This window comes from Caulobacter sp. GW821-FHT10A10, from assembly GCF_059415745.1.
Genome location: NZ_JBWKNV010000004.1, coordinates 170,235 through 189,430 on the forward strand (window position 1 = coordinate 170,235; position 19,196 = coordinate 189,430).

13 protein-coding genes are annotated in these 19,196 nt (G+C 68.5%); 7 read left to right on the forward strand and 6 right to left on the reverse strand.

Annotated features, from left to right (window positions below):
* Window positions 1-132: 132 nt before the first annotated feature.
* Window positions 133-1,992, reverse strand: coding sequence for a hypothetical protein (locus AC07NS_RS12945; protein WP_494603765.1), 1,860 nt, complete (start codon window positions 1,990-1,992; stop codon window positions 133-135).
* Window positions 1,993-2,124: 132 nt separating this feature from the next.
* Complete coding sequence (locus AC07NS_RS12950; RefSeq protein ID WP_494603767.1) at window positions 2,125-3,390, reverse strand: MFS transporter; 1,266 nt, start codon at window positions 3,388-3,390, stop codon at window positions 2,125-2,127.
* Between the two features lie 188 nt (window positions 3,391-3,578).
* On the opposite strand from AC07NS_RS12950, the gene AC07NS_RS12955 reads away from it, so the two are divergent.
* From AC07NS_RS12955 to AC07NS_RS12970, 4 genes are all read left to right on the forward strand, one after another.
* Entirely contained in the window at window positions 3,579-5,261 is a 1,683-nt protein-coding gene (locus AC07NS_RS12955; RefSeq protein WP_494603769.1) for a thiamine pyrophosphate-binding protein, read from the forward strand.
* Window positions 5,262-5,468: 207 nt separating this feature from the next.
* Entirely contained in the window at window positions 5,469-8,546 is a 3,078-nt protein-coding gene (locus AC07NS_RS12960; RefSeq protein WP_494603771.1) for a TonB-dependent receptor plug domain-containing protein, read from the forward strand.
* A 168-nt stretch (window positions 8,547-8,714) separates the two neighbouring features.
* The gene (locus AC07NS_RS12965) at window positions 8,715-9,581 is read left to right on the forward strand and encodes an alpha/beta fold hydrolase (protein ID WP_494603773.1); all 867 of its coding nucleotides are present in this window, start codon (window positions 8,715-8,717) and stop codon (window positions 9,579-9,581) included.
* Complete coding sequence (locus tag AC07NS_RS12970) at window positions 9,578-10,069, forward strand: cupin domain-containing protein (RefSeq protein WP_494603775.1); 492 nt, start codon at window positions 9,578-9,580, stop codon at window positions 10,067-10,069. The genes AC07NS_RS12965 and AC07NS_RS12970 overlap by 4 nt, the downstream gene beginning before the upstream one ends.
* Window positions 10,070-10,131: 62 nt before the next feature.
* On the opposite strand, the gene AC07NS_RS12975 is transcribed toward AC07NS_RS12970, so the two are convergent.
* Both AC07NS_RS12975 and AC07NS_RS12980 read right to left on the reverse strand, forming a co-directional pair.
* Complete coding sequence (locus AC07NS_RS12975) at window positions 10,132-11,169, reverse strand: FecR family protein (RefSeq protein ID WP_494603777.1); 1,038 nt, start codon at window positions 11,167-11,169, stop codon at window positions 10,132-10,134.
* Window positions 11,166-11,693, reverse strand: coding sequence for an RNA polymerase sigma factor (locus AC07NS_RS12980; protein WP_492854728.1), 528 nt, complete (start codon window positions 11,691-11,693; stop codon window positions 11,166-11,168). The genes AC07NS_RS12975 and AC07NS_RS12980 overlap by 4 nt, the downstream gene beginning before the upstream one ends.
* Window positions 11,694-11,939: 246 nt before the next feature.
* Between AC07NS_RS12980 and AC07NS_RS12985 the strand changes: the two genes are divergently transcribed.
* The 3 genes from AC07NS_RS12985 to pip all read left to right on the forward strand — a co-directional run bounded on the left by AC07NS_RS12985 (window position 11,940) and on the right by pip (window position 17,396).
* Window positions 11,940-12,536 carry a helix-turn-helix domain-containing protein gene (locus AC07NS_RS12985; RefSeq protein ID WP_494603780.1) on the forward strand — a complete coding sequence of 199 codons (597 nt, stop codon included), beginning with the start codon at window positions 11,940-11,942 and terminating at the stop codon, window positions 12,534-12,536.
* Window positions 12,537-13,035: 499 nt separating this feature from the next.
* On the forward strand, window positions 13,036-16,191 hold the full coding sequence (locus tag AC07NS_RS12990; protein ID WP_494603782.1) for a TonB-dependent receptor: 3,156 nt from the start codon (window positions 13,036-13,038) through the stop codon (window positions 16,189-16,191).
* Window positions 16,192-16,310: 119 nt separating this feature from the next.
* Window positions 16,311-17,396: a prolyl aminopeptidase gene (pip, locus tag AC07NS_RS12995; RefSeq protein ID WP_494603784.1), complete on the forward strand. Its 1,086-nt coding sequence runs from the start codon at window positions 16,311-16,313 to the stop codon at window positions 17,394-17,396.
* On the opposite strand, the gene AC07NS_RS13000 is transcribed toward pip, so the two are convergent.
* Window positions 17,393-17,617 (reverse strand): hypothetical protein, encoded by a 225-nt coding sequence (locus AC07NS_RS13000; RefSeq protein ID WP_494603786.1) that lies wholly within the window; start codon window positions 17,615-17,617, stop codon window positions 17,393-17,395. The genes pip and AC07NS_RS13000 overlap by 4 nt on opposite strands.
* Before the next feature lies 1 nt (window position 17,618).
* Window positions 17,619-19,190: a carboxylesterase/lipase family protein gene (locus AC07NS_RS13005; protein WP_494603788.1), complete on the reverse strand. Its 1,572-nt coding sequence runs from the start codon at window positions 19,188-19,190 to the stop codon at window positions 17,619-17,621.
* Window positions 19,191-19,196: the final 6 nt, after the last annotated feature.

Consider the following 19,196-nt stretch of genomic DNA (forward strand, 5'->3'; position numbering starts at 1 on the left):
ATGTTCCGCTGACGATCCTCTGAGGTCTCTCCCGCCCCCGCTGATCTCCGAGTTGAAGTAGATCAGGCGGAAGGCGGAAGAGAGGGATCGAAAACCCGCAGCGCCCGATAGCTTTACCGAACGCCGTTTCCCTTATCTGGCCGGCAGGTACATGGGCATGGAGTCTTCCCACAGGCTGTCGGTCAGCAGGCGCTTGCCCGTGCCGTCGGCGTTCATGACCATGATCTGGCCGTAGGGCTGGAAGGTGTTGTCATAGAGCGCGGCCTCCTCGCGGAAGCCGTACATCCCAGTGCTGAACAGGATGCGGCCGTCGGCGCTCCAGACGGCGTGGCCGTCGTTGCCGCGGTTGGTGGTCAGGCGCTGCAGGTCCGAGCCGTCCGGGCGGATCGTGAAGACGTCGAAGTTCACCGCGTCCACCTTTCGGGTGAAGACGATGCGCTTGCCGTCCGGCGACCAGAACGGAAGGTTGTCGTAGCCGGTGGTCAGCACCCGGATCTGGCGGGTGTCGAGATTGATGACCCGCAGGCCTTTCTCGCTCTCGCCCCAGACCCGGAAGACGATCTCCTTGCCGTCGGCCGAGTAGCTGGGGAAGCCCGAATGCACCGTGCCGTCGGTCAGGGGCTCGTAGTCGGTCCCGTTTGCGCGCACGCGCATCAGCGTGGCCTTGCCCTTGGCGCGTTCCTGGAACCACACGCCCATGCCGAAGGTCAGCCACTGGCCGTCGGGCGACCAGCCCGGCATGAAGGCGCCGGCCAGGCCCTTCTTGAGCAGCACGGGGTCCAGCCCCTTGCCCTCGACATCGAACACCACGCGGCGGTTCGAGCCGTCGCGGTTCATGGTCACCAGCGAGGAATTGCCTTGCTGCTTCTCGGTGATCGCCAGGACGCCGTCCTTGGAGACGACCGGGAAGACGTCGGTGTGCAGGTAGTCGAACTTCGGGTCCCAGCTGTAGAGCGGCTTGAACTGCCCCCGGGCCTTGAAGCCGACCTTCTCGTAGATCACGCTCTTGCCGTCGGGCGACCAGACGGGCGAACGCACGACGCGCTTCACGGGCGCCTTGCCGTCGGTGGTGTAGAGCCCCTCCTCCGGTCCGCCCTTCAGTTGGTAGGCGACGACGTCGTTGCTGAGGAACTGCGGGAAAAGCTTGAAGCCGGGACCCGAGGTCAGCTCGGTGCGCGCGCCGGTGGCCACATCGACCGAGACGATCTGCGAGGTGACGCCGCCGACCGTGTCGGGACGGCGGGTGAACCAGGTGTCTTCGGTGGTCAGCTCGTAAAAGGCCACGCGCTTGCCGTCCGGCGACCATTTGGGCGAGCCCAGGCAGTAGCCCGGCTTGGAGGCGATGCGGCGGAAGCCCTTGCCGTCGGCGCCGATGACGTAGATCGAAAGCTCCTGGGTGTGCTCCCAGCCTTTGCCTTCGTGGTGTCCGCGCCAGTCGGTGTTGCGGTCGGACGAGAAGGCGATCCATTTGCCGTCCGGCGACCACGCGGGGCGGAAGAAGCCGTTGGGCAGGCTGGGATCGCCCTGAACCTCGGGAGCGCCGGTCAGGTTGGTCAGGCGCTTGGTCTTCAGGTCCAGGATCCAGACGTTGGCGACATAGCCCTGGCGGGTCGAGACGAAGGCCAGGCGCGTACCGTCCGGCGACAGCTCACCGGAATCGTCGACCGCCGAACCGACGACCAGGGGCTGGATGCTGGAGCCATCGAGACTGGCGCGGAACAGGTCCGACTGGCCGTCGCCGTTGCGCTCGGAGGTGAAGACCACCGACTTGCCGTCGGCGCTGAAGCTGGCGTGATAGTCGAACACCGAAGCCTGGAGCAGCTTGCGCTCGTTCGAGCCGTCGGCGTTGGCGATGTAGAGCTCGGACGACGACGGGCCGATGCGGTTCATCAGCATCACGCCCTTGGAGCTCGTCGTCTTGGCCGCCGCGGCCATCGCCTTGCCCGCCATGAACGCGGCCGGGACTGCGGCGAGGAAGTGTCGGCGATCCATGTATTCCTCCTGGTACGCGCCGCCTGTCACGCGGCGGCTTGGTGTTCGTCGGACGGCGTCGGCTCCGTCTTCTTGTTCTTCTAGGCTAAGCCGGAGGAAGCCCCGGCGTGTCGATCAGATTTGCGTCCGGCCCTATCCATTTCGGCGCGGAGGCTCCTCGACCTGGGCGGATTCGAAGGTCCGCGCCCGGCGCAGGGCTGGGAACCACCAGGCCCAGAGGCCGGTGACGATGATGGCGCCGACGCCGCCGAACACCACCGCCGGCACCGGTCCGATGGCGGCGGCGAGGAAGCCGGACTCCGCCTCGCCCAGTTCGTTGGAGGCCGAGATGAACAGCGACGAGACCGCCGCCACCCTCCCCCGCATCGCGTCGGGCGTCGACAGCTGGATCAGCGACTGCCGGACATAGACCGACAGCATGTCGGCCGCGCCCAGCACGGCCAGGCAGGCCAGGGACAGCGGAAGCCAGCGCGACAGGCCGAAGACCACGGTGGCGATGCCGAACACGGCGACCGAGACCAGCATCTTCACGCCGACGTCGTGCTTCAGCGGCCGCCAGGAGAACAGCAGCGCGGTGGCCATGGCCCCGGCCGCCGGGGCGGCGCGCAGGTGGCCCAGGCCTTCGGGGCCGACATGCAGGATGTCGCGGGCGAAGATCGGCAGCATGGCCGTGGCTCCCCCCAGCAGCACGGCGAAGAGATCGAGGGAGATCGCCCCCAGCACCAGCTTGTTGGCGCGGACGTAGGACAGACCCTCGATCATCAGCTTCCAGGGCTTGCGCGGCGGTCCCGGCGTGCGCGGCGCGGGGCGCACCGCCAGCATGCAGGCCAGCGACAGGGCGAACAGGCCGACGCTGGCGACATAGGGGACGGGCGGCGACCAGGCGTAGAGATAGCCGCCGGCGGCCGGGCCGAGGATCGCGCCCACCCGGCTGGCGATGGCGTTGGTGGCGATCGCCAGCGGCAGCACCTCCGGCGGCACGATATTGGGACCCAGGGCGTTGAGGGCCGGCATCGAGAAGGCCCGCGCCACGCCAAGGAAAACCGCCACCACCAGCAGGGCCGGAATGGTCGCCCCGCCCGACCAGGTCAGCCAGCCCAGGGCGGCGGCGCAAAGCAGTTGCAGGCTGGTGGTGATGCAGACGATCAGCCGGCGGTCGTAGCGGTCGGCCGCCCAGCCGGTCACCAAGGTCAGGGCGAACAACGGCGCGAACTGGGCCAGGCCCACGAAGCCGAGCTGAAGGGCCGCGTCCTTGGTGTCCATGGTGGCGCGCGCCAAGTCGTAGACCTGCCAGCCGACGACGATGACCAGGATGTTCTGGGCCAGCACCGAACACATCCGCGCCGTCCAGAAATAGCGGAAACTGGCGAACGCGAAGGGGTGGCGCGGCTGGGCCATCGGATACTCCTGGCCGCGATCGGACGGCGGCGGTGCGCACCTTTAGCGCCGCCCGGACGGAACAGTCACGCGGGGCGCGTCCTTGGGGCGCGTTCCTTCGCACAGAACCGATAGCCACCGGCCCGTCTTGAATGGCCGGCCCATCCCGCCGCCCCGTACCAAGGACGGCTACGGGAGGAGCCAGGACCATGACCACGGGCGCGGAAGCCGCCGTGCGGATGCTGCAGCATCACGGCGTCAAACACATCTTCGGCCTGTGCGGCGACACCAGCCTGCCGTTCTACGACGCGCTCGCCCGCCTGGACCACGGCATGGAGCACGTGTTGACCCGCGACGAGCGCAGCGCCGCCTACATGGCCGACGCCTATGCCCGGGTGACCGGCAAGGTGGGTGTCTGCGAGGGTCCCAGCGGCGGCGGCGCGACCTACATCCTGCCCGGCGTAGTCGAGGCCAACGAGTCGTCGATCGCTCTGCTTTCCATCACCTCGGACGTGCCGGTGACCGCGCGCGGCCGCTATCCCCTGACCGAGCTGGACCAGAAGGCCCTCTTCAGGCCGCTGACCAAGTGGAACACCGTGGTCGATCACGTCGGCCACATCCCGCACGTCTTCCGCACCGCCTTTCGCGCAGCGACCACCGGACGTCCGGGCGCGACCCATATCGGCCTGCCCTACGACCTGCAGAAGCAGACGGCGGACTTCGACCTGTGGGCTCAGGCCGAGCACGGATCGTTCCCCGCCTTCCGGACCGGACCGTCGCCCGATCTCGTGGAGGCAGCCGCCGAGGTGATCCTGGCGGCGAAGAGGCCGGTGTTCGTGGTCGGCGGCGGCGTGATCATCTCCGGCGCAAGCGCCGAACTGGCGGCCCTGGCGACCTTGCTCGACGCGCCGGTCGCCTCGACCGTCAGCGGCCACGGCGCGATCGCCGACGACCATCCGCTGGCCGTCGGCGTGGTCGGAGCCAATGGCGGGGTCGATCAGACGCGGGAGATCGTCGCCGGCGCCGACGCGGTGATCTTCGTCGGTTGCCGCGCCGGCTCGACCACCACCGAGCATGGCGAGGTCCCCGGCCGCGACGTGCCGATCGTCCATATCGACATCGATCCGATGGTGGTCGGGGCCAACTATCGCGTCGAGGCCGGCCTGGTCGGCGACGCGCGGCTGTGCCTGGCGGCCCTGGGCGCGGCGATCGCCCGCCGGCTGGACGGCGGGGCGCGCGACACCGGCGCGGCCGACCGACTGAAGGCCATGCGCCTGGCCAAGCGCGCCCGGTTCGAAGATCTGGCCCGCTCCACCGATCGCCCGATCCGGCCGGAGCGGGTGCTGGCCGCCTTGCAGTCCGCCCTGCCCCGCGACGGGATCATCGTCGCCGACCCCGGCACGCCCTGCCCCTACTTCTCGGGCTACTTCGACTTCAACGTCACGGGCCGGCGCTTCATCACCAACCGGGCCCACGGAGCGCTGGGCTTCTCCCTGCCCGCCTCGATCGGCGCGGCCTATGGCGCGCCCAATTCCAAGGTCGTGGCGGTGATGGGCGACGGCAGTTTCGGTTTCGCCGTCGGCGAGCTGGAGACCATCGTCCGCAAGCGCCTGCCGATCACCCTGATCGTGTTCTCCAATTCCTCGTACGGCTGGATCAAGGCCAGCCAGAAGAGCGGCTATGGCGAGCGCTACTTCTCGGTCGATTTCGGACGTTCCGACCACGCCCGCATCGCCGAGGCGTTCGGCCTGAAGGCCTGGTCGGTGACCGATCCGGCGGACCTGGACGGCGTGGTCCGCGCCGCCCTGGCCCACGACGGCCCCACCCTGATCGACGTGATCTCCCAGCCGCTGGAAGAAGCCGCCGTCCCGGTCAGCCGCTGGATGGGCTGACCGACGCTGCTGCACCCACGACGGCGGATCCGGTAATCGCTCCTTCTTGCGGCGCGGTTGATTGATCGTCGTTACTCGACCTGCTAGTGGCGGCGCGTGAGGGGATCCCGAATGCGCAGGAACGGTGCGTACGCAGCGCTGTTGGCCTGGGGCATCGCCGCGGCGGCTATCTCGGCGTCGCCTGCGCAGGCGCAGAGTGCGCGTGCTGTGCAGATCGACACGACGGGCCAGTCACTGGCCACGGCCCTGACCGACATCGCCCGACGATCGGGACGCGAACTGCTGCTGTCCGCGCCGACGATCGGCGATCGGGGCGCGCCCCGCCTCAAAGGCCGCTACACGCTCGACCAGGCCCTGCCGCTGCTGCTGGCGGGATCGGGCCTTGGCCACCGTCGCACCGCCGACGGCATCTACATCATCGAGGTCGCGCCGCGGCTTACGCCGCCGGCGTCGGATGTCCCGGTCGCCCTGCCCGAACTGCTGGTGACCGCCCGCAGCCAGAACAGCGACATCCAGCGCACCGAGAACGACATCCAGCCTTACAGGGTCTGGACCAGTCGTAGCATCGAGCAGGCCGGCTCGACCGACATCAGCGATTTCCTGCGCATGACGACAACCGCCGACGCCCAGATCGCGTCGGCCCGGCAGACCCCGGCCGACAGCAACGCCAGCAACCGCTCCGAGGTCGACCTGCGGGGCCTGGGCTCCAACCAGACCCTCGTCCTGGTGGACGGCAGGCGGATGCCCGCCCTGCCCTCGAGCGCGTCCGCGACCCTCCTGCAATCGGACCTCAACGGCCTGCCGTTCGCGGCGGTCGAGCGGATCGAGATCCTGAATTCCACGGCCGGCGGCGTCTACGGATCGGGAGCGACCGCCGGCGCGATCAACGTCGTGCTCAAGCGCGACTATCAGGGGGCGGATCTCTCCGGCGCCTACGGGATCACCGACGGCGGCGACGCCGCGACCCGCCGGCTCGACGGACGGGTCGGCTTCTCTCCCGACGACGGCCGCACGGAAGTGATGATCGCGTTCGGCCTGTTGCGGGCCGACGCCTTGAGCGCCGGAGACCGCGACTACAGCGCCAGGGCCCGCGCGCGACGCGTCGCGAACGATCCAGCCTCCGTCCTCGCCGACCGCCCGGTCAGCCGGTCGATCAACATCTTCAGCGCCTCCGGCGCCGCCCTGGTGCTCGATCCCGCCTATGGCGGCGCCAGCCTGGGCGCGGCGACGACCTTCGCGCCCGCGTCCTACGGCGGCGCGACGACCGACGGCGGCGCCCTGTTGCTCGCCAACGCCGGAGGACTGGACCTCAGCCTGTCGCCGGATGTCAGCGGCGAGCGCCAGACGCTCCTGAGCAAACGCGAGACCTCGTCCCTGATCGGCAGCGTCCGCCGCAGGTTCGGCGACGCGATCGAGGCCTATGCCGATCTGCTGGTCCTGGAGAACGACGGCGAGGCGGTGATCCCGTGGAACACGTCGCAAGCCGTCCGCATCGTCGCGGGCGCGCCGACCAATCCGTTCCAGCAGGACATCTACGTCACCTTTCCAGCGCCCGGCTTCGACCCCGTCGTCCGCAACCGCAGTCGGACGACGAGAGGAACGGTCGGGGTGATCGCGGAGCTGTCGCGCGGCTGGAAGCTCAGCGCCGACTACAGCGCCGGCAGCGCGCGGATCGACGTCGCCCTGACCGCCAGGTCGCCGGAGCCGATCGTCTCCACCGCGGTCATGCAGGGCCGAGGCCTCGATGGCGGCGCGCCGCTCAGTCCGCTCGGCGGGCTGGACGCGTTCCTCGGCGCCCTAGCCAGTCATGCCGTCGACGCCGGCTATGCGTTTTCGCAGGTCGACCGCTTCGAGGACCGGTCGATCCGGCTGGCGGGACCGATCCTCGACCTGGGCGGCGGTCCACTGACCCTGTCGCTGACGGCGGAGGACCGGCGCGACCATGTCCCGAGCGCCGTCTATCGTCGATGGGACCCGCTGACCGGCCTCGCCACCGAGGCGCCGATGCCGGGCCTGACCCAATCGGCCCGCCACTACTACGCCGAGCTCCGCGCACCGCTGACGGACCGCAGCGACGGCCCGGTCGGACTGAAGGGCCTGGAGTTCCAACTGGCCCTCAGCAGCGAACGCAACCGGGAACGACTGCCCGCCAACCTCGCCGCCGAGGATCCCCGCTACGCGACCACGAAGGAGGCCGCCCAGACCACGACGGTCTACACCGCGGGCTTCAAGGTCTTTCCCGTCACCGGCCTGATGGTTCGGGCCAGCGCGGCGTCGGGCTTCCTGCCGCCTCGGACCGACCAGCTGTGGTCGACGACCGGCTCCTACACCTCCGACCCCGACACATTCGCGAACTCGTCGCGCTATCTCTACCTGCCGGCCTCGTTCGCCCCTAAGGACCCCAGGCGCGGCGGCGAAGCGCTGGGCCTCGCGGGCGGCTACGACATCGTCGAGGGCGGATCGACGAACCTGCTGCCGGAGCGCGCGCGCAGCCTGTCCGCCGGCGTCGTGCTGACGCCGACCTGGCTGGAGCGGTTGCGGCTCTCCATCGACTACACCCGGATCGACAAGCGGCGGGAGATCGTCAGTTCCAGCGCCTATGACGTGGACTACTTCCTCAGCAACGAGGCGCTGTTCCCCGGTCGCGTGACGCGCGCGCCCCTGACGGACGCCGACCGCGCCAAGGGCTTCACCGCAGGGGTCGTCACCGCCGTGGATACCACGGCCCTCAACATCGGCAGAACTCTGGTCGAGGCGATCGACCTGCAGGGCGACTACCTGATCCCGACCGCGCGCCTGGGGGACTTCAGGCTGCGAGCGGCGGCGACCTGGCAGCCGCATCTGAGACGACGCGCCGATCCACGGAGCGAGGCGGTCGAAGCAGCGGGTTATGCCGACGGTCCGCTGGTCTGGCGCGCGAACGGCGGCCTCGATTGGGCGAAAGGCGCCACGACCCTGGGCGTGAACGTCTCCTTCTATGACGGCTATCGCGTGTTCGACAGCACCGACAGCGCTGACACCGTGGCCAGGAAGCTGTTGCAACAGGGCGCGAGCCGGGTTCCGCCGCAGGCCTATGTCGATCTCTACGCGACCCGCCGTGTGGCGCTCGAAACCGCGGCCGGCGGCCTGCGGGACGTCCAGCTGCGCTTCGGCGTGCAGAACGTTTTCGATCACGATCCGCCCCTGATCGCGCAGCCGAGCCCGTCGGACCGCTCCCTGCCCTACAGCGCCTATGGCGACCCGCGCGGGCGGCGCTTCGAGTTCGGCCTGGTCGGTCGTTTCTAGGGCCGGGCGGGCCCGGATGAGGGTTCCTGGAAAACTTGCGTTCTCCCCCGCTGAAGGCGTCCGCCCGGACGTCCAGACGCGGCTTCGCGCCGCGCTCATTCCTGGAGGACAGCAGTGTTCAAGCTCGCGCCAATCGCCTTGGCGACCCTACTTCTCGCGACTCCCGCCATGGCGCAGGTCAAGCCGTTCCCGGCCAGCTTCAAGACCCAGGAGATCGCCACCAACGGCGCGACGATCCACGTCCGGGTCGGCGGTTCGGGGCCGGCTGTCGTGCTGCTGCACGGCTATGGCGAGACCGGCGACATGTGGGAGCCGCTGGCCGTCGAACTGGCCAAGGATCACACCGTCGTCGTACCCGACCTGCGGGGCCTTGGCCTGTCGTCAAAACCCGCTTCCGGCGGCTACGACAAGAAGAACCAGGGCCAGGACGTGGCCGGCGTGCTCGACGCGCTGAAGATCGCCAAGGCCGATCTGGTCACCCACGACATCGGCAACATGGTCGGCTACGCCTTCGCCGCCGAGCATCGCGATCGGGTCGGCCGCTTCGTGCTGATCGACGCTCCGCTGCCCGGCGTCGGGCCGTGGGACGAGATCCTGAAGAACCCGCTGCTGTGGCACTTCCGGTTCGGCGGTCCCGACATGGAGCGCCTGGTCGCCGGCCGCGAGCGCATCTATCTCGACCGCTTCTGGAACGAGTTCTCGGCCAATCCCGCCCGGTTCACCGAGGCTTCGCGCCAGCACTACGCCAAGCTCTACGCCCAGCCGGGCGCCATGCACGGCGGCTTCTCGCAGTTCGCCGCCTTCGATCAGGACGCCATCGACAACAAGGCCTTCGTGGCCGAGGGCAAGCTGACCGTGCCAGTGCTCGCCCTGGGCGGCGAGAAGTCGTTCGGACCGATGATGGCGACGGTGATGCGCTTCGCGGCCAGCAATGTCACCGAGGGCGTCGTTCCTGACTCCGGCCACTGGATCATGGAAGAGAACCCCAAGGCCACCGTGGCGATGGTGCGCGAGTTCCTGGACGCCAAGCCGTGAGCCGCCTCATTGCCATATCGGCCGGCGCTGCGCTCCTGCTGGCGACAGTCGCCATCGCGGGCGGCGGTTGTGCGGCGGAGGCCCAGGTTCGCCTGACGCCGACCGAGATCGACGGCCTGGCCAAGGGCGGCGCCACGGCCGGCACCTCGGGCGTATCGGGCATCCGCACGACGGTGCTGTACGGGGACCCGACCAAGGCCGGCCCGTACACCATCGCGCTGCAGGTGCCGCCCAACACCCGCATCGCCGCCCACGGGCACCGCGACGACCGCACCGCCGTGGTCGTCGCCGGCGTCTGGCGCTTCGGCTACGGGCGCAAGGCCGGCGAGGCCCTGGTCAAGACCCTGCCACCGGGCAGCTTCTACAGCGAGCCGGCCGGGGTGGAGCATTTCGCCATGACCGGACCGGAGGGCGCCAGCGTCTACATCTCCGGCTTCGGCCCGACCAGCACCGACTATGTCGAGGCGGCGGACGCGCCCAAGCCCTGACGACCGCGACCCTGGGGGCAAGGCCGACGCCTTGCCCCTTTCGTTCGATCGAAAGCCAGAGTTCAGCGCCGCGTGGAGACGAGTTCGTAGGTGTCGGCGTCGCGGGCGACCATCCGGACCGGCAGCACCTGCGACACAGAGCGTCCGAACCGCCTGACGTCGCCCGTCCTGAAGACGCCGGTGATGCGCAGGGCCGCGACCTTCGGGTCGCGGATGACGATCTTGGCCCGGGTGTAGCGGTTCAACAGGCCGACGGCTTCGGACAGCGGCTGGTCGTGAAACTCCAGGACGCCCTGCTTCCAGCCGAGGGCCTCGTCGAGATCGACCGGCGCCACCCTGCCCTGCGCGCCGTCCCTGGCTGTGAAGGCCTGGCCGGGCGCGAGCCGGACCGGCGGCTCGCTGGCCCTCCCCTGGACCGGGGCCACCGACACGGCGCCTTCGGCCAGAACGACCCGCAAGGCGCCCGGCGTCAGGCGCACGTCGAACTGGGTGCCCAGCGCGGTGACCACGCGCCCGCCGGCGCGCACCGCGAAGGGATGGGCCCGGTCGTGGGCGACGTCGAAGAACGCCCGGCCGCTCAGCAGGCGCACCTCGCGCCGGCCGCCCGAAAAGGCCACGTCGATCCCGCTGTCGACGTCCAGCGTCACCCGGGTGCCGTCCGGCAGGTCGACGATGGACTTCTGGCCCTTGCCGGTGACGTAGTCCGCCCGGCCGAAGGCGGTGAGCGAAGGTCCCGCCTCGACCGCCACCCTGGCCGGCTCGCCTGAGCGGCCGAACCAGCCTTGCTGAACGCCCGCGAGCAGCGTCGCTGACACCGCCAGGACCGCGATCGACGCCGCGACCGCCTGGGGCCAGAACGGCTTGGCGGCCGGCTCGGGCCTGGCCCGCCGCGCCGCCCGCGCCATGGCGGCGATCAGGTCGCTGTCCTCGGCGTCCTCGAAGACGTCCCAGACCCGGTGGGCCTGGATCCAGGCGTCGCGGTTGTCCTGGCTTTCCTCCAGCCAGGCCGCGAACTGCTCGCGCTGAGGCGACTGATCGAGGTCGTCGCGGGCCAGCCAGCGCGCCGCGGCCTGGGCGGGGGTCGGGACGTCGCGGGTCATCGGGCGTCTCCCGCGTGGGCCATCAGGTGCTCGATGGCGCGAACCATGTGCTTTTCCACCGTGCTGATCGAAAGGCCAAGGCGCGTGGCGATGGCCTGATGGCGCAGGCCATCGATCCGGCGGAGCAGAAAGATGGTCCGCGTTCGCTCCGGCATGGTCATCAGGGCGGCGGCGGCGGCGTTCAGCGCCTGCTTGCCGGCATAGATGCGGTCAGGGTCGAAGTCGTGTTCGTCGCGAAGGCTCGGGTCCAGCACCACATGCCCGTCGGCATGCCGGACCGCCCGACGTCGATAGCGGTCGGCCAGAACGCTGGCGGCGATCTGGAAGATGTAGGCGCTGGCATGATCGGTGTTCGAGGGCGTGCCGCGTACGGTCAGGCGCAGGAACACCTCCTGCACCAGGTCTTCGACCTCGACGGGGTTGCGCACCCGGCGTCGGAAATAGGCGGCCAGCGGTCCGCGCATCGCCGACGCCTGGCGGGCGAAGACGTCCGCGCGCGCAGCGGCCTCGGAGGCGTCGGACATGGGCTCCCCTCGCGCCATTCCCATCAGAGACTCCGATCCCTGTCCAACGACATGTGGCGCGGGCTTTCGAGAGGGCAGAACGCAGCACTGGCGAAAGTCCTCATCAAAAACATTTCCCGGCGCGGCCGGCGGGATCACCCGGTGCGCCCCGCTGCCGAATGAGGGTTTTCGTCGGCCGTGCGTAATGCCTCCCCGGGCGGACGCAAGCGACGGTCGCCGACGGAGAAGACGATGTGCGACCCTTCGATGGACAAGACGGACCTCGCCTTGGCGCTCGCTTCGCCGATCGATCCGATGGTTCTGACCGTGCTGGACATGCTGGATTGCGCCGACCAGGCGGTGGAGGTCGATCCCCGTCAGGCCAGGATCCTTATCGGCCAGGCGTCGCGCCTTCTGGCGCCGGTCCGTGAGGTCAGCCTCGCGCCAAGGCGGCGTTCGGAGCTGACGCTCGCGCCATGGCAGGAGCGCAGGGTCGTGCGCCACATCGACGAGCGCCTCGGTCAGCCGATCAGCGTCGGAGAACTGGCCGAAGGCGTCGGCTTCAGCCCCAGCCACTTCTCGCGCTGCTTCAAGAGCAGCTTCGGCGTCGCCCCGCGCGGATATGTCATCCGCAGACGCCTGGAGCGCGCCAAGACCCTGATGCTGCACACTCGCTTGCCATTGTGCCAGATCGCGATGGATTGCGGCTTCAGCGATCAGGCGCACATGTCCCGCACCTTCCGCGCCCTCGTCGGCAGTTCGCCGAACCGCTGGCGGCGTGAACAGGCCTCGGGCGCGGCGATCTTGATTCCCACAAGCCTGCCGAGCGTTTCACAAATTGGGAGACAACGCCTCGAAGGATGAAATTTCAATTCAATTTTGAAACATAGATTTCCAATAGATTTCCATTCGTTTTCTCTTAATGCAGATTGGCCGAAATTCGCCGTTATATAGTCATGAAGCGCACGCTTCCGAATTGACAAAACATCGACTTCGACAAGATTGCCAAAATCGTTGCAGAGATCGCAAAGATCCGCAGCGAACGTGAAGACCGCTCACATAGGCGACGCCGCGATAACCCCCGCGTACGATCGCCAACACATCGAGGCATGACGTCGAAACTTCGGCGCTCGTGTTCTGCCAGCGAGCGCTGCTCCCGACGCAACGAAGCGTCGGCGACCGATCGCCAAGGCCCCGGTGTCTCCACACGCCAGCTTCGATCCAACCGCCAAGCCCGCGACCACAGCGGCGTCCGGCGGCTCGACCTGGCGCGTCTCGATTTCGGCCAACACACACCGCGGCGACCGGAGGGGGCGCCGCGCTGAACAAGGGCGGTCACCGCCTGCACTCTCGGAGGGAACTCATGAAGAACGTCCGCAGACCACGCTTCGAAACCCAGCTGCTGATGACCGCGGGCCTGGCCGCGGCCATCCTGGGCTCGAGCTCGTCGATCGCCTTGGCGCAAGCGACCCAGACCACTGAAACGGCCAAGGCCGCGCCGGAGGCCACGGTCGAGAACAAGGTCGCGGAGATCGTCGTCGTCGGCACCCGCGCCAGCCTGCAGTCGGCCATGGGCCGCAAGAAGCGCGCGGGCACGATCTCGGACTCGATCGTCGCCGAGGACATCAGCCAGTTCCCCGACAAGAACGTCGGCGAGGCCCTGGGCCGGGTGACCGGCGTGCAGCTAGCCCGCGATTTCGGCGAGGGCAACGCGGTGTCGATCCGCGGCGTCGAGCCTGACCTCAACCGGGTCGAGATCAACGGCATGAGCACGCTGTCGACGGCCGGCAACCTGGCGGTCTACGGCGGCGGCGGGCGGGCCAACGACTTCCGCGAACTGGCCTCCGAACTGGTCAAGTCGATCGACGTCTTCAAGGGCTTCACCGCCGACATGACCGAAGGCGGCGTCGGCGGCACGGTCAGCGTCACGACCCGCAAGCCGCTCGACTTCAAGAAGCCGACGGTCTCGTTCACCGGCTCGCTGCAGAACCTGGACACCGTCAAGGGCTGGAAGCCGCGTACGAACCTGTTCGCCGCCACCCAGCTGTTCGACGGGCGCCTCGGCCTGATGGCCAACGTCACCTACGACAAGGTCAACACCCGCGGCGACTATGTCCGCAACTCGTCGTGGGGCCGGTTCGCCGACTTCGACAACTCGGCCGACAAGACCGTCGACTACTACTCCACGGCCTACAGCGACCAGATCAACGAACTGGCCCGCGACGTGACGACCTATGCCGGCTGCTCCAGCCTGACGACGCCGGACTCGACCCAGATCTCGACCACCAACCTGCGCACGGCCTGCCAGAGCCAGTGGTACGACTACGCCCCGCGCGTGGCCCGCTACGGCGTCTGGACCCGCGAGGACGAGCGCCTCTCGGCCGAGTTCACCGCTCAGTACCGGGTGAGCGACAAGATCGACGTCTGGGCCAGCTACAACCGCAATGAGCGGTCGCAGCGCCTGAACGACATCAACTACGGCACCGATTTCACCTCGACGACGCGCCTGCGCAACGCGGCCTCTGCCACCGCCTGCTCGTCGACCAACACCACGGCCAGCTCCGTCGTCGTGGACGCCAATCACAACGTCATCCAGTACACCCTGGGCAACTGCCTCACCACCTCGGGCGCCGGCGGCTACAACGGCTTCGGCATCAGTTCGCGCGACTTCGCCTACGACTCCACGAGCGACTACTACAACGTCGGGGCCAACTACCGCGGCGACCGCCTGCAGATTGAGTTCCAGGCCTCCAGCGCCGAGACCTCGACCGTCTCACAGACCAACAACGTCAGCGTCAGCTTCGACACCCCCGGCATGACGGTCACCCTCGACCCGACCACCGGCGCGCCGTCGTTCACCTTCGCGACCGGCTACAGCCCCAGCGACGCCTCGGCGATCCGCCAGTGGCAGATCCAGTACCGTCCGTCGAACTCGGCCTCGGAAGAGAAGCAGTACAAGCTGGACTTCGACTACGAGACCAACCTGCCGTTCATCAAGAAGATCGAGTTCGGCGGTCGCGGCACCGACTTCTCGACCAAGGGCTACGGCTACGGCGGCTACATCATCGACGGCGGGACCAACGACTACTCCACCGCCGACGACACCGTCATCTACACCAATGCGGTCAATTCGACGGCGACGATCCTGAGCACCCAGACGGCCGACCAGACCAGCCCGACCGCCGCCTCGGCCGCCTACACCACCGGCTACTGGTCGACGACCGAGACCTGGTCGCGCGCGTTCTCGAACGCGGTGTTCTCGCAGGCGATGACCCAGCTGCCCGACGCCTTCTACTACGGCGGCGGCTCCCTGCCCTCGACCTGGCTCTACCCGAACTTCAACCAGGTCGCCCAGTACCTCGACACGTCGCACTTCAACCTGAACAACCTGACGACCACCACCGGCAACGACGGCAAGACCTACGAGCAGATCCCGTATCAGATCCAGGAGCAGACCGACGCGCTGTACCTGAAGTTCGACTACGAGTTCCCGCTGTTCGACTACGACGTCGTGGGCAACTTCGGCTGGCGCCGGGTCCACACCAAGACCACCGGCACCGGCGCGCAGACCCGTAGCGAGACCTATGCGGCCACCAACGGCGGCACCTCGACCACCTACGTGCTGAGCAACTCGATCGCCAGCATGACCAAGGACTACACGGTCTGGCTTCCGAGCTTCAACGTGGGCCTGTGGCTGCAGCCCAACAAGCTGTCGGCTCGCGCCGGCTTCGCCCAGCTGATGGCCCGTCCGCGGATGGACTATCTGATGCCGACGGTCAGCTGCACGACCGACAACTCGCCGGACGCCAATGGCGAATTCGACGAGCCCAGCTGCTCGGCGGGCAATCCGAACCTGAAGCCCTATCGCGCCAACCAGTACGACCTGTCGTTCGAATGGTACCCCAACAGCGACACCCAGCTGTCGCTTGGTCTGTTCTACAAGGACATCAAGTCGTTCTACGTCAGCTCGCGCACGCTGATCGGCAAGGTCGATGTCTACGGCGACGGGGTGCTCTACAACTACAACACCTACATCAACGGCCAGGGCGCCAAGATCTCGGGCTTGGAACTGACCGGAAAGACGGCCCTGACCTGGCTGCCGGGCGCGCTGTCGGGCTTCGGCGTCGACGCCAACTACACCTATCAGGAAGCCAAGGACGTCGAGCTCTATTCGACGCTCGACGGCTCGCCGCTGCCCTTCCCGGGTCTCTCCAAGAGCAGCGCCAACCTGACGGTCTGGTACGACAAGGGCCCGATCAACGCCCGCCTCGCCTACAACTATCGCTCCAAGTACCTGTCCTCGGCCGCCGACACCTCGGGCCAGCCGGTGTTCAAGGAGCCGACCGGCTATCTGGACGGAAAGGTCACCTGGAAGCCCGGTCCGAAGGGTCTGCAGCTCTTCGTCGAAGGCAAGAACCTGACCAAGGAAGAGGAAATCTCGACGGCCGGCGACATCCGCCTCATCGAGCAGGGCTACTTCGGTCGCCGCTTCTTCATGGGCTTCACCTACAAATACTAAGTGTCTGAAAGCCAAGGCCGCGCGCTCCCCAGTGCGCGCGGCCGAGGCCATTTGCTGCAAGCCTCGCCCGGTCCGAACTGGTAAGCCTCCGTCTCGGAGTCGCTTACGGAAGACCGGTCATGAATTTCTCGACGCTGCGCACGACCAGCAAGGTCACCACCGAGTGGAAGTACGGCCAGCCGACCGCCAGCAAGAGCGGGCTGCTGCAGGTCGACACCGCGCCCGACCACAAGCTCTACTGGGAAGAATACGGCAATCCGGACGGCGAGCCGGTGATGTTCCTGCATGGCGGTCCGGGCGGCGCCTGCGCCCCGCCGATGGCGCGGTTCTTCGATCCGCAGCGCTATCGCGTCATCCTGTTCGACCAGCGCGGCTGCGGGAAGAGCGAGCCGACCGTGGCCTCGGCCGGCCCGCAAGTGGCGCTGACCAACAACACCACCGACCATCTGGTCGACGACATCAACAAGCTGCGTGACGCGCTGGGGATCACCGGCCGCATGCACGTGTTCGGCGGCAGCTGGGGCAGCACCCTGGCCCTGACCTACGCCATTCGCCACGCCGACAAGGTGGCCTCGCTGATCCTGCGCGGCATCTTCCTCGGGGCCACCGAAGACCTGCTCTACATGTACCAGGGCAATGCGGCGGCCTTCACCCAGACCCCGTACGCCCTGACCGAGCCCGGCGCCTACATCGCCTATCCCGACGAGTGGCAGGCCTTCGTCGAGGTCATCGCCCCCGAAGAGCGCGGCGACATCATGGGCGCCTACAAGAAAATCTTCGACATGGTCCCCACCAGCGAGGTCGAACGCCAGCGCCAGCTCGAAGCAGCGGTGGCCTGGTCGGTCTGGGAAGGCACCATCTCGAACATGATCCCCGACAACGCCGACGCCGGGAAGTTCGGCGAGGCCGACTTCGCCCTGTGCTTCGCCCAGATCGAGGCTCACTTCTTCGCCAACGGCCTGTTCCTGGAGCCGGACTACATCGTGCGCAACGCGGGCGCGCTGAAGGGGCTGGACATCCACATCGTCCACGGCCGCTTCGACCAGGTCTGTCCGCTGTCGCAGGCCTCGCGCCTGGTCGCGGCGCTGAACGAGGTCGGCGCGCCGCCGTCGAGCTACGTGAAGACCGACGCGGGCCACAGCGCCATGGAGGGCCAGACGGTGCTGGCCCTGACGGCGATCATGGATGGGTTGCCGACGATCTAAGCCGCCCGCCGCTCCGTTTCGCCGCACATCCGGCGATAGCGCTCCAGCAGCCGGTCCAGCGTCGCCCGCTTGACCGGCCGGCCGTCCCGCAGCTTGACCCAGGTGGTCTCGCTGATGCCGAAGGTGTCCTGCAGGCAGGCCTTGGTGGCCGCCGGCAGGACCCGACGCAGGGCCAGGAAAGTCTCGCGGTCGATCACCGCGTCGGCCAGACGCTCGGCCATGTCACTTCCCCGCCGACGGCGGCGTGGTCGCCTTGACGAGGTCGAGGCGCGCCTTCGACGGATCCGGACCGACCCTCACCCCGTCATTGGTGAAGTCGATGATCACGTCGCTCGCCGCGTCGTACTTCGGCCAGGCCGGCTGGCCGGCGGCGTCGGGCTTCCCCTTGGTCGCAAAAGCGATCCAGTAGGCGTGGGCGGCCTTAGCGGCGGCCGCGTCGGCCGAGGTCAGGGCCGCGCCGTAGCGAGCGTCGACCGTGTCGAAGACGAACGGAATCTCGGTGGCGTGCGGGGCGCTCCACCAGTCCTTGCGCTGGCTTTCGGCGACGTAGGAAAAGCGGAACGACCACACCGGCGCGCCCTGGGCGGCCAGGGTGCGGGCGACCTCGCGGGCCGGCTCGATGAACATCCGGTCGCCGGCTGCCTTCCAGCCATAGACCTTGATATCGCCGTCGCCGGTCGGGTCGTAGAGCGTCTCGGCCTCGGCGCGCCTGTCGCCGAACGGGGCGAAGACCTGGTCGCGCGTGCCGCCGAAGAAGAAGCCGTCGGCGCCGGTGGCGCCGACCAGCACGGGCGTCTTGGTCCACTCACCGGCCGCATAGGCGTCTAGCACCGGCTTGGTGACGAGCTTGCCGTCGACCATCGGGCCGCCGTTCCAGGTGGGCACGCCGGAGGTGGCCATGTTCAGGCCGTCGACCACCGCATCGGCCGGCAAGGCGCGCAGGGCGGCAAGGGCGTCAGCCCCTTCCCCGGTCACGCCGGCCTTGGCGGCGAAGGCCACGCCGACGCTCTCGGCCGAGCGCTCGCCCGGCGCGGCCTTGATCGGCAGCGACGGCAGCAGGCGAGGCCGTCCGCCCCCCGACTGAATGATGGCCTTGTCGAACAAGCCCTGCGCCAGCGGCGTGGTCAGAAGGGCGTGCACCGACATGCCGCCGGCCGACTCCCCGAAGATCGTCACGTTGTCCGGATCGCCCCCGAAGGCGGCGATGTTGGCCTTGACCCACTTCAGGGCCGCGATCTGGTCCATGAAGGCGTAGTTGCCTAAGAGGCCGCCGTCGGCGTTCTCGGCCGACAGCGCCGGGTGGGCGAAGAAGCCGAAGCGGCCGACCCGGTAGTTGAAGCTGACCAGCACGACCCCGTCGCGGGCGAAGCGATCGCCCGAATAGACCGCCGGCGAGGAGCCGCCGTTGACGAAGCCGCCGCCGTAGATCCAGACCATGACCGGCTTCTTCGCCTTGGCCTTGATCGCGTCCTTCGGCGTCCAGACGTTCACATAGAGGCAGTCCTCGGCCGGCTTGACCCCCAGCGGCGCGGCGTCGCCCGGGAACGGGTTCTGCGCGCAGTCGGGGCCGTACTCGGCGGCGGAGCGGACAGCCGTCCAGGCCTTGGGGGCCTGGGGCGCGCGCCAGCGCAGCGGGCCGACCGGCGGCGCGGCGAAGGGCACGCCTTTGAAAGCCGCGACCGGACCGGTCTCGACGCCTTCGACCGAACCGTTCGTGGTCTTGACCACGGGGCCTGCGAGAACGGGAAGCCCGACGGCGAGCGCGAGCGCCAGGCCCGAAACCAAAGACTTCATCACTAC

Bases quoted from the DNA above. Each gene is read 5' to 3' on its own strand.
- AC07NS_RS12955 (WP_494603769.1), top strand. From the start codon at position 3,579: ATGACCACGGGCGCGGAAGCCGCCGTGCGGATGCTGCAGCATCACGGC.
- AC07NS_RS12950 (WP_494603767.1), bottom strand. From the start codon at position 3,390: ATGGCCCAGCCGCGCCACCCCTTCGCGTTCGCCAGTTTCCGCTATTTC.
- AC07NS_RS12985 (WP_494603780.1), top strand. From the start codon at position 11,940: ATGGACAAGACGGACCTCGCCTTGGCGCTCGCTTCGCCGATCGATCCG.
- AC07NS_RS13000 (WP_494603786.1), bottom strand. From the start codon at position 17,617: ATGGCCGAGCGTCTGGCCGACGCGGTGATCGACCGCGAGACTTTCCTG.
- AC07NS_RS12965 (WP_494603773.1), top strand. From the start codon at position 8,715: ATGGCGCAGGTCAAGCCGTTCCCGGCCAGCTTCAAGACCCAGGAGATC.
- AC07NS_RS12975 (WP_494603777.1), bottom strand. From the start codon at position 11,169: ATGACCCGCGACGTCCCGACCCCCGCCCAGGCCGCGGCGCGCTGGCTG.
- AC07NS_RS12980 (WP_492854728.1), bottom strand. From the start codon at position 11,693: ATGTCCGACGCCTCCGAGGCCGCTGCGCGCGCGGACGTCTTCGCCCGC.
- pip (WP_494603784.1), top strand. From the start codon at position 16,311: ATGAATTTCTCGACGCTGCGCACGACCAGCAAGGTCACCACCGAGTGG.
- AC07NS_RS12990 (WP_494603782.1), top strand. From the start codon at position 13,036: ATGAAGAACGTCCGCAGACCACGCTTCGAAACCCAGCTGCTGATGACC.
- AC07NS_RS12945 (WP_494603765.1), bottom strand. From the start codon at position 1,992: ATGGATCGCCGACACTTCCTCGCCGCAGTCCCGGCCGCGTTCATGGCG.
- AC07NS_RS13005 (WP_494603788.1), bottom strand. From the start codon at position 19,190: ATGAAGTCTTTGGTTTCGGGCCTGGCGCTCGCGCTCGCCGTCGGGCTT.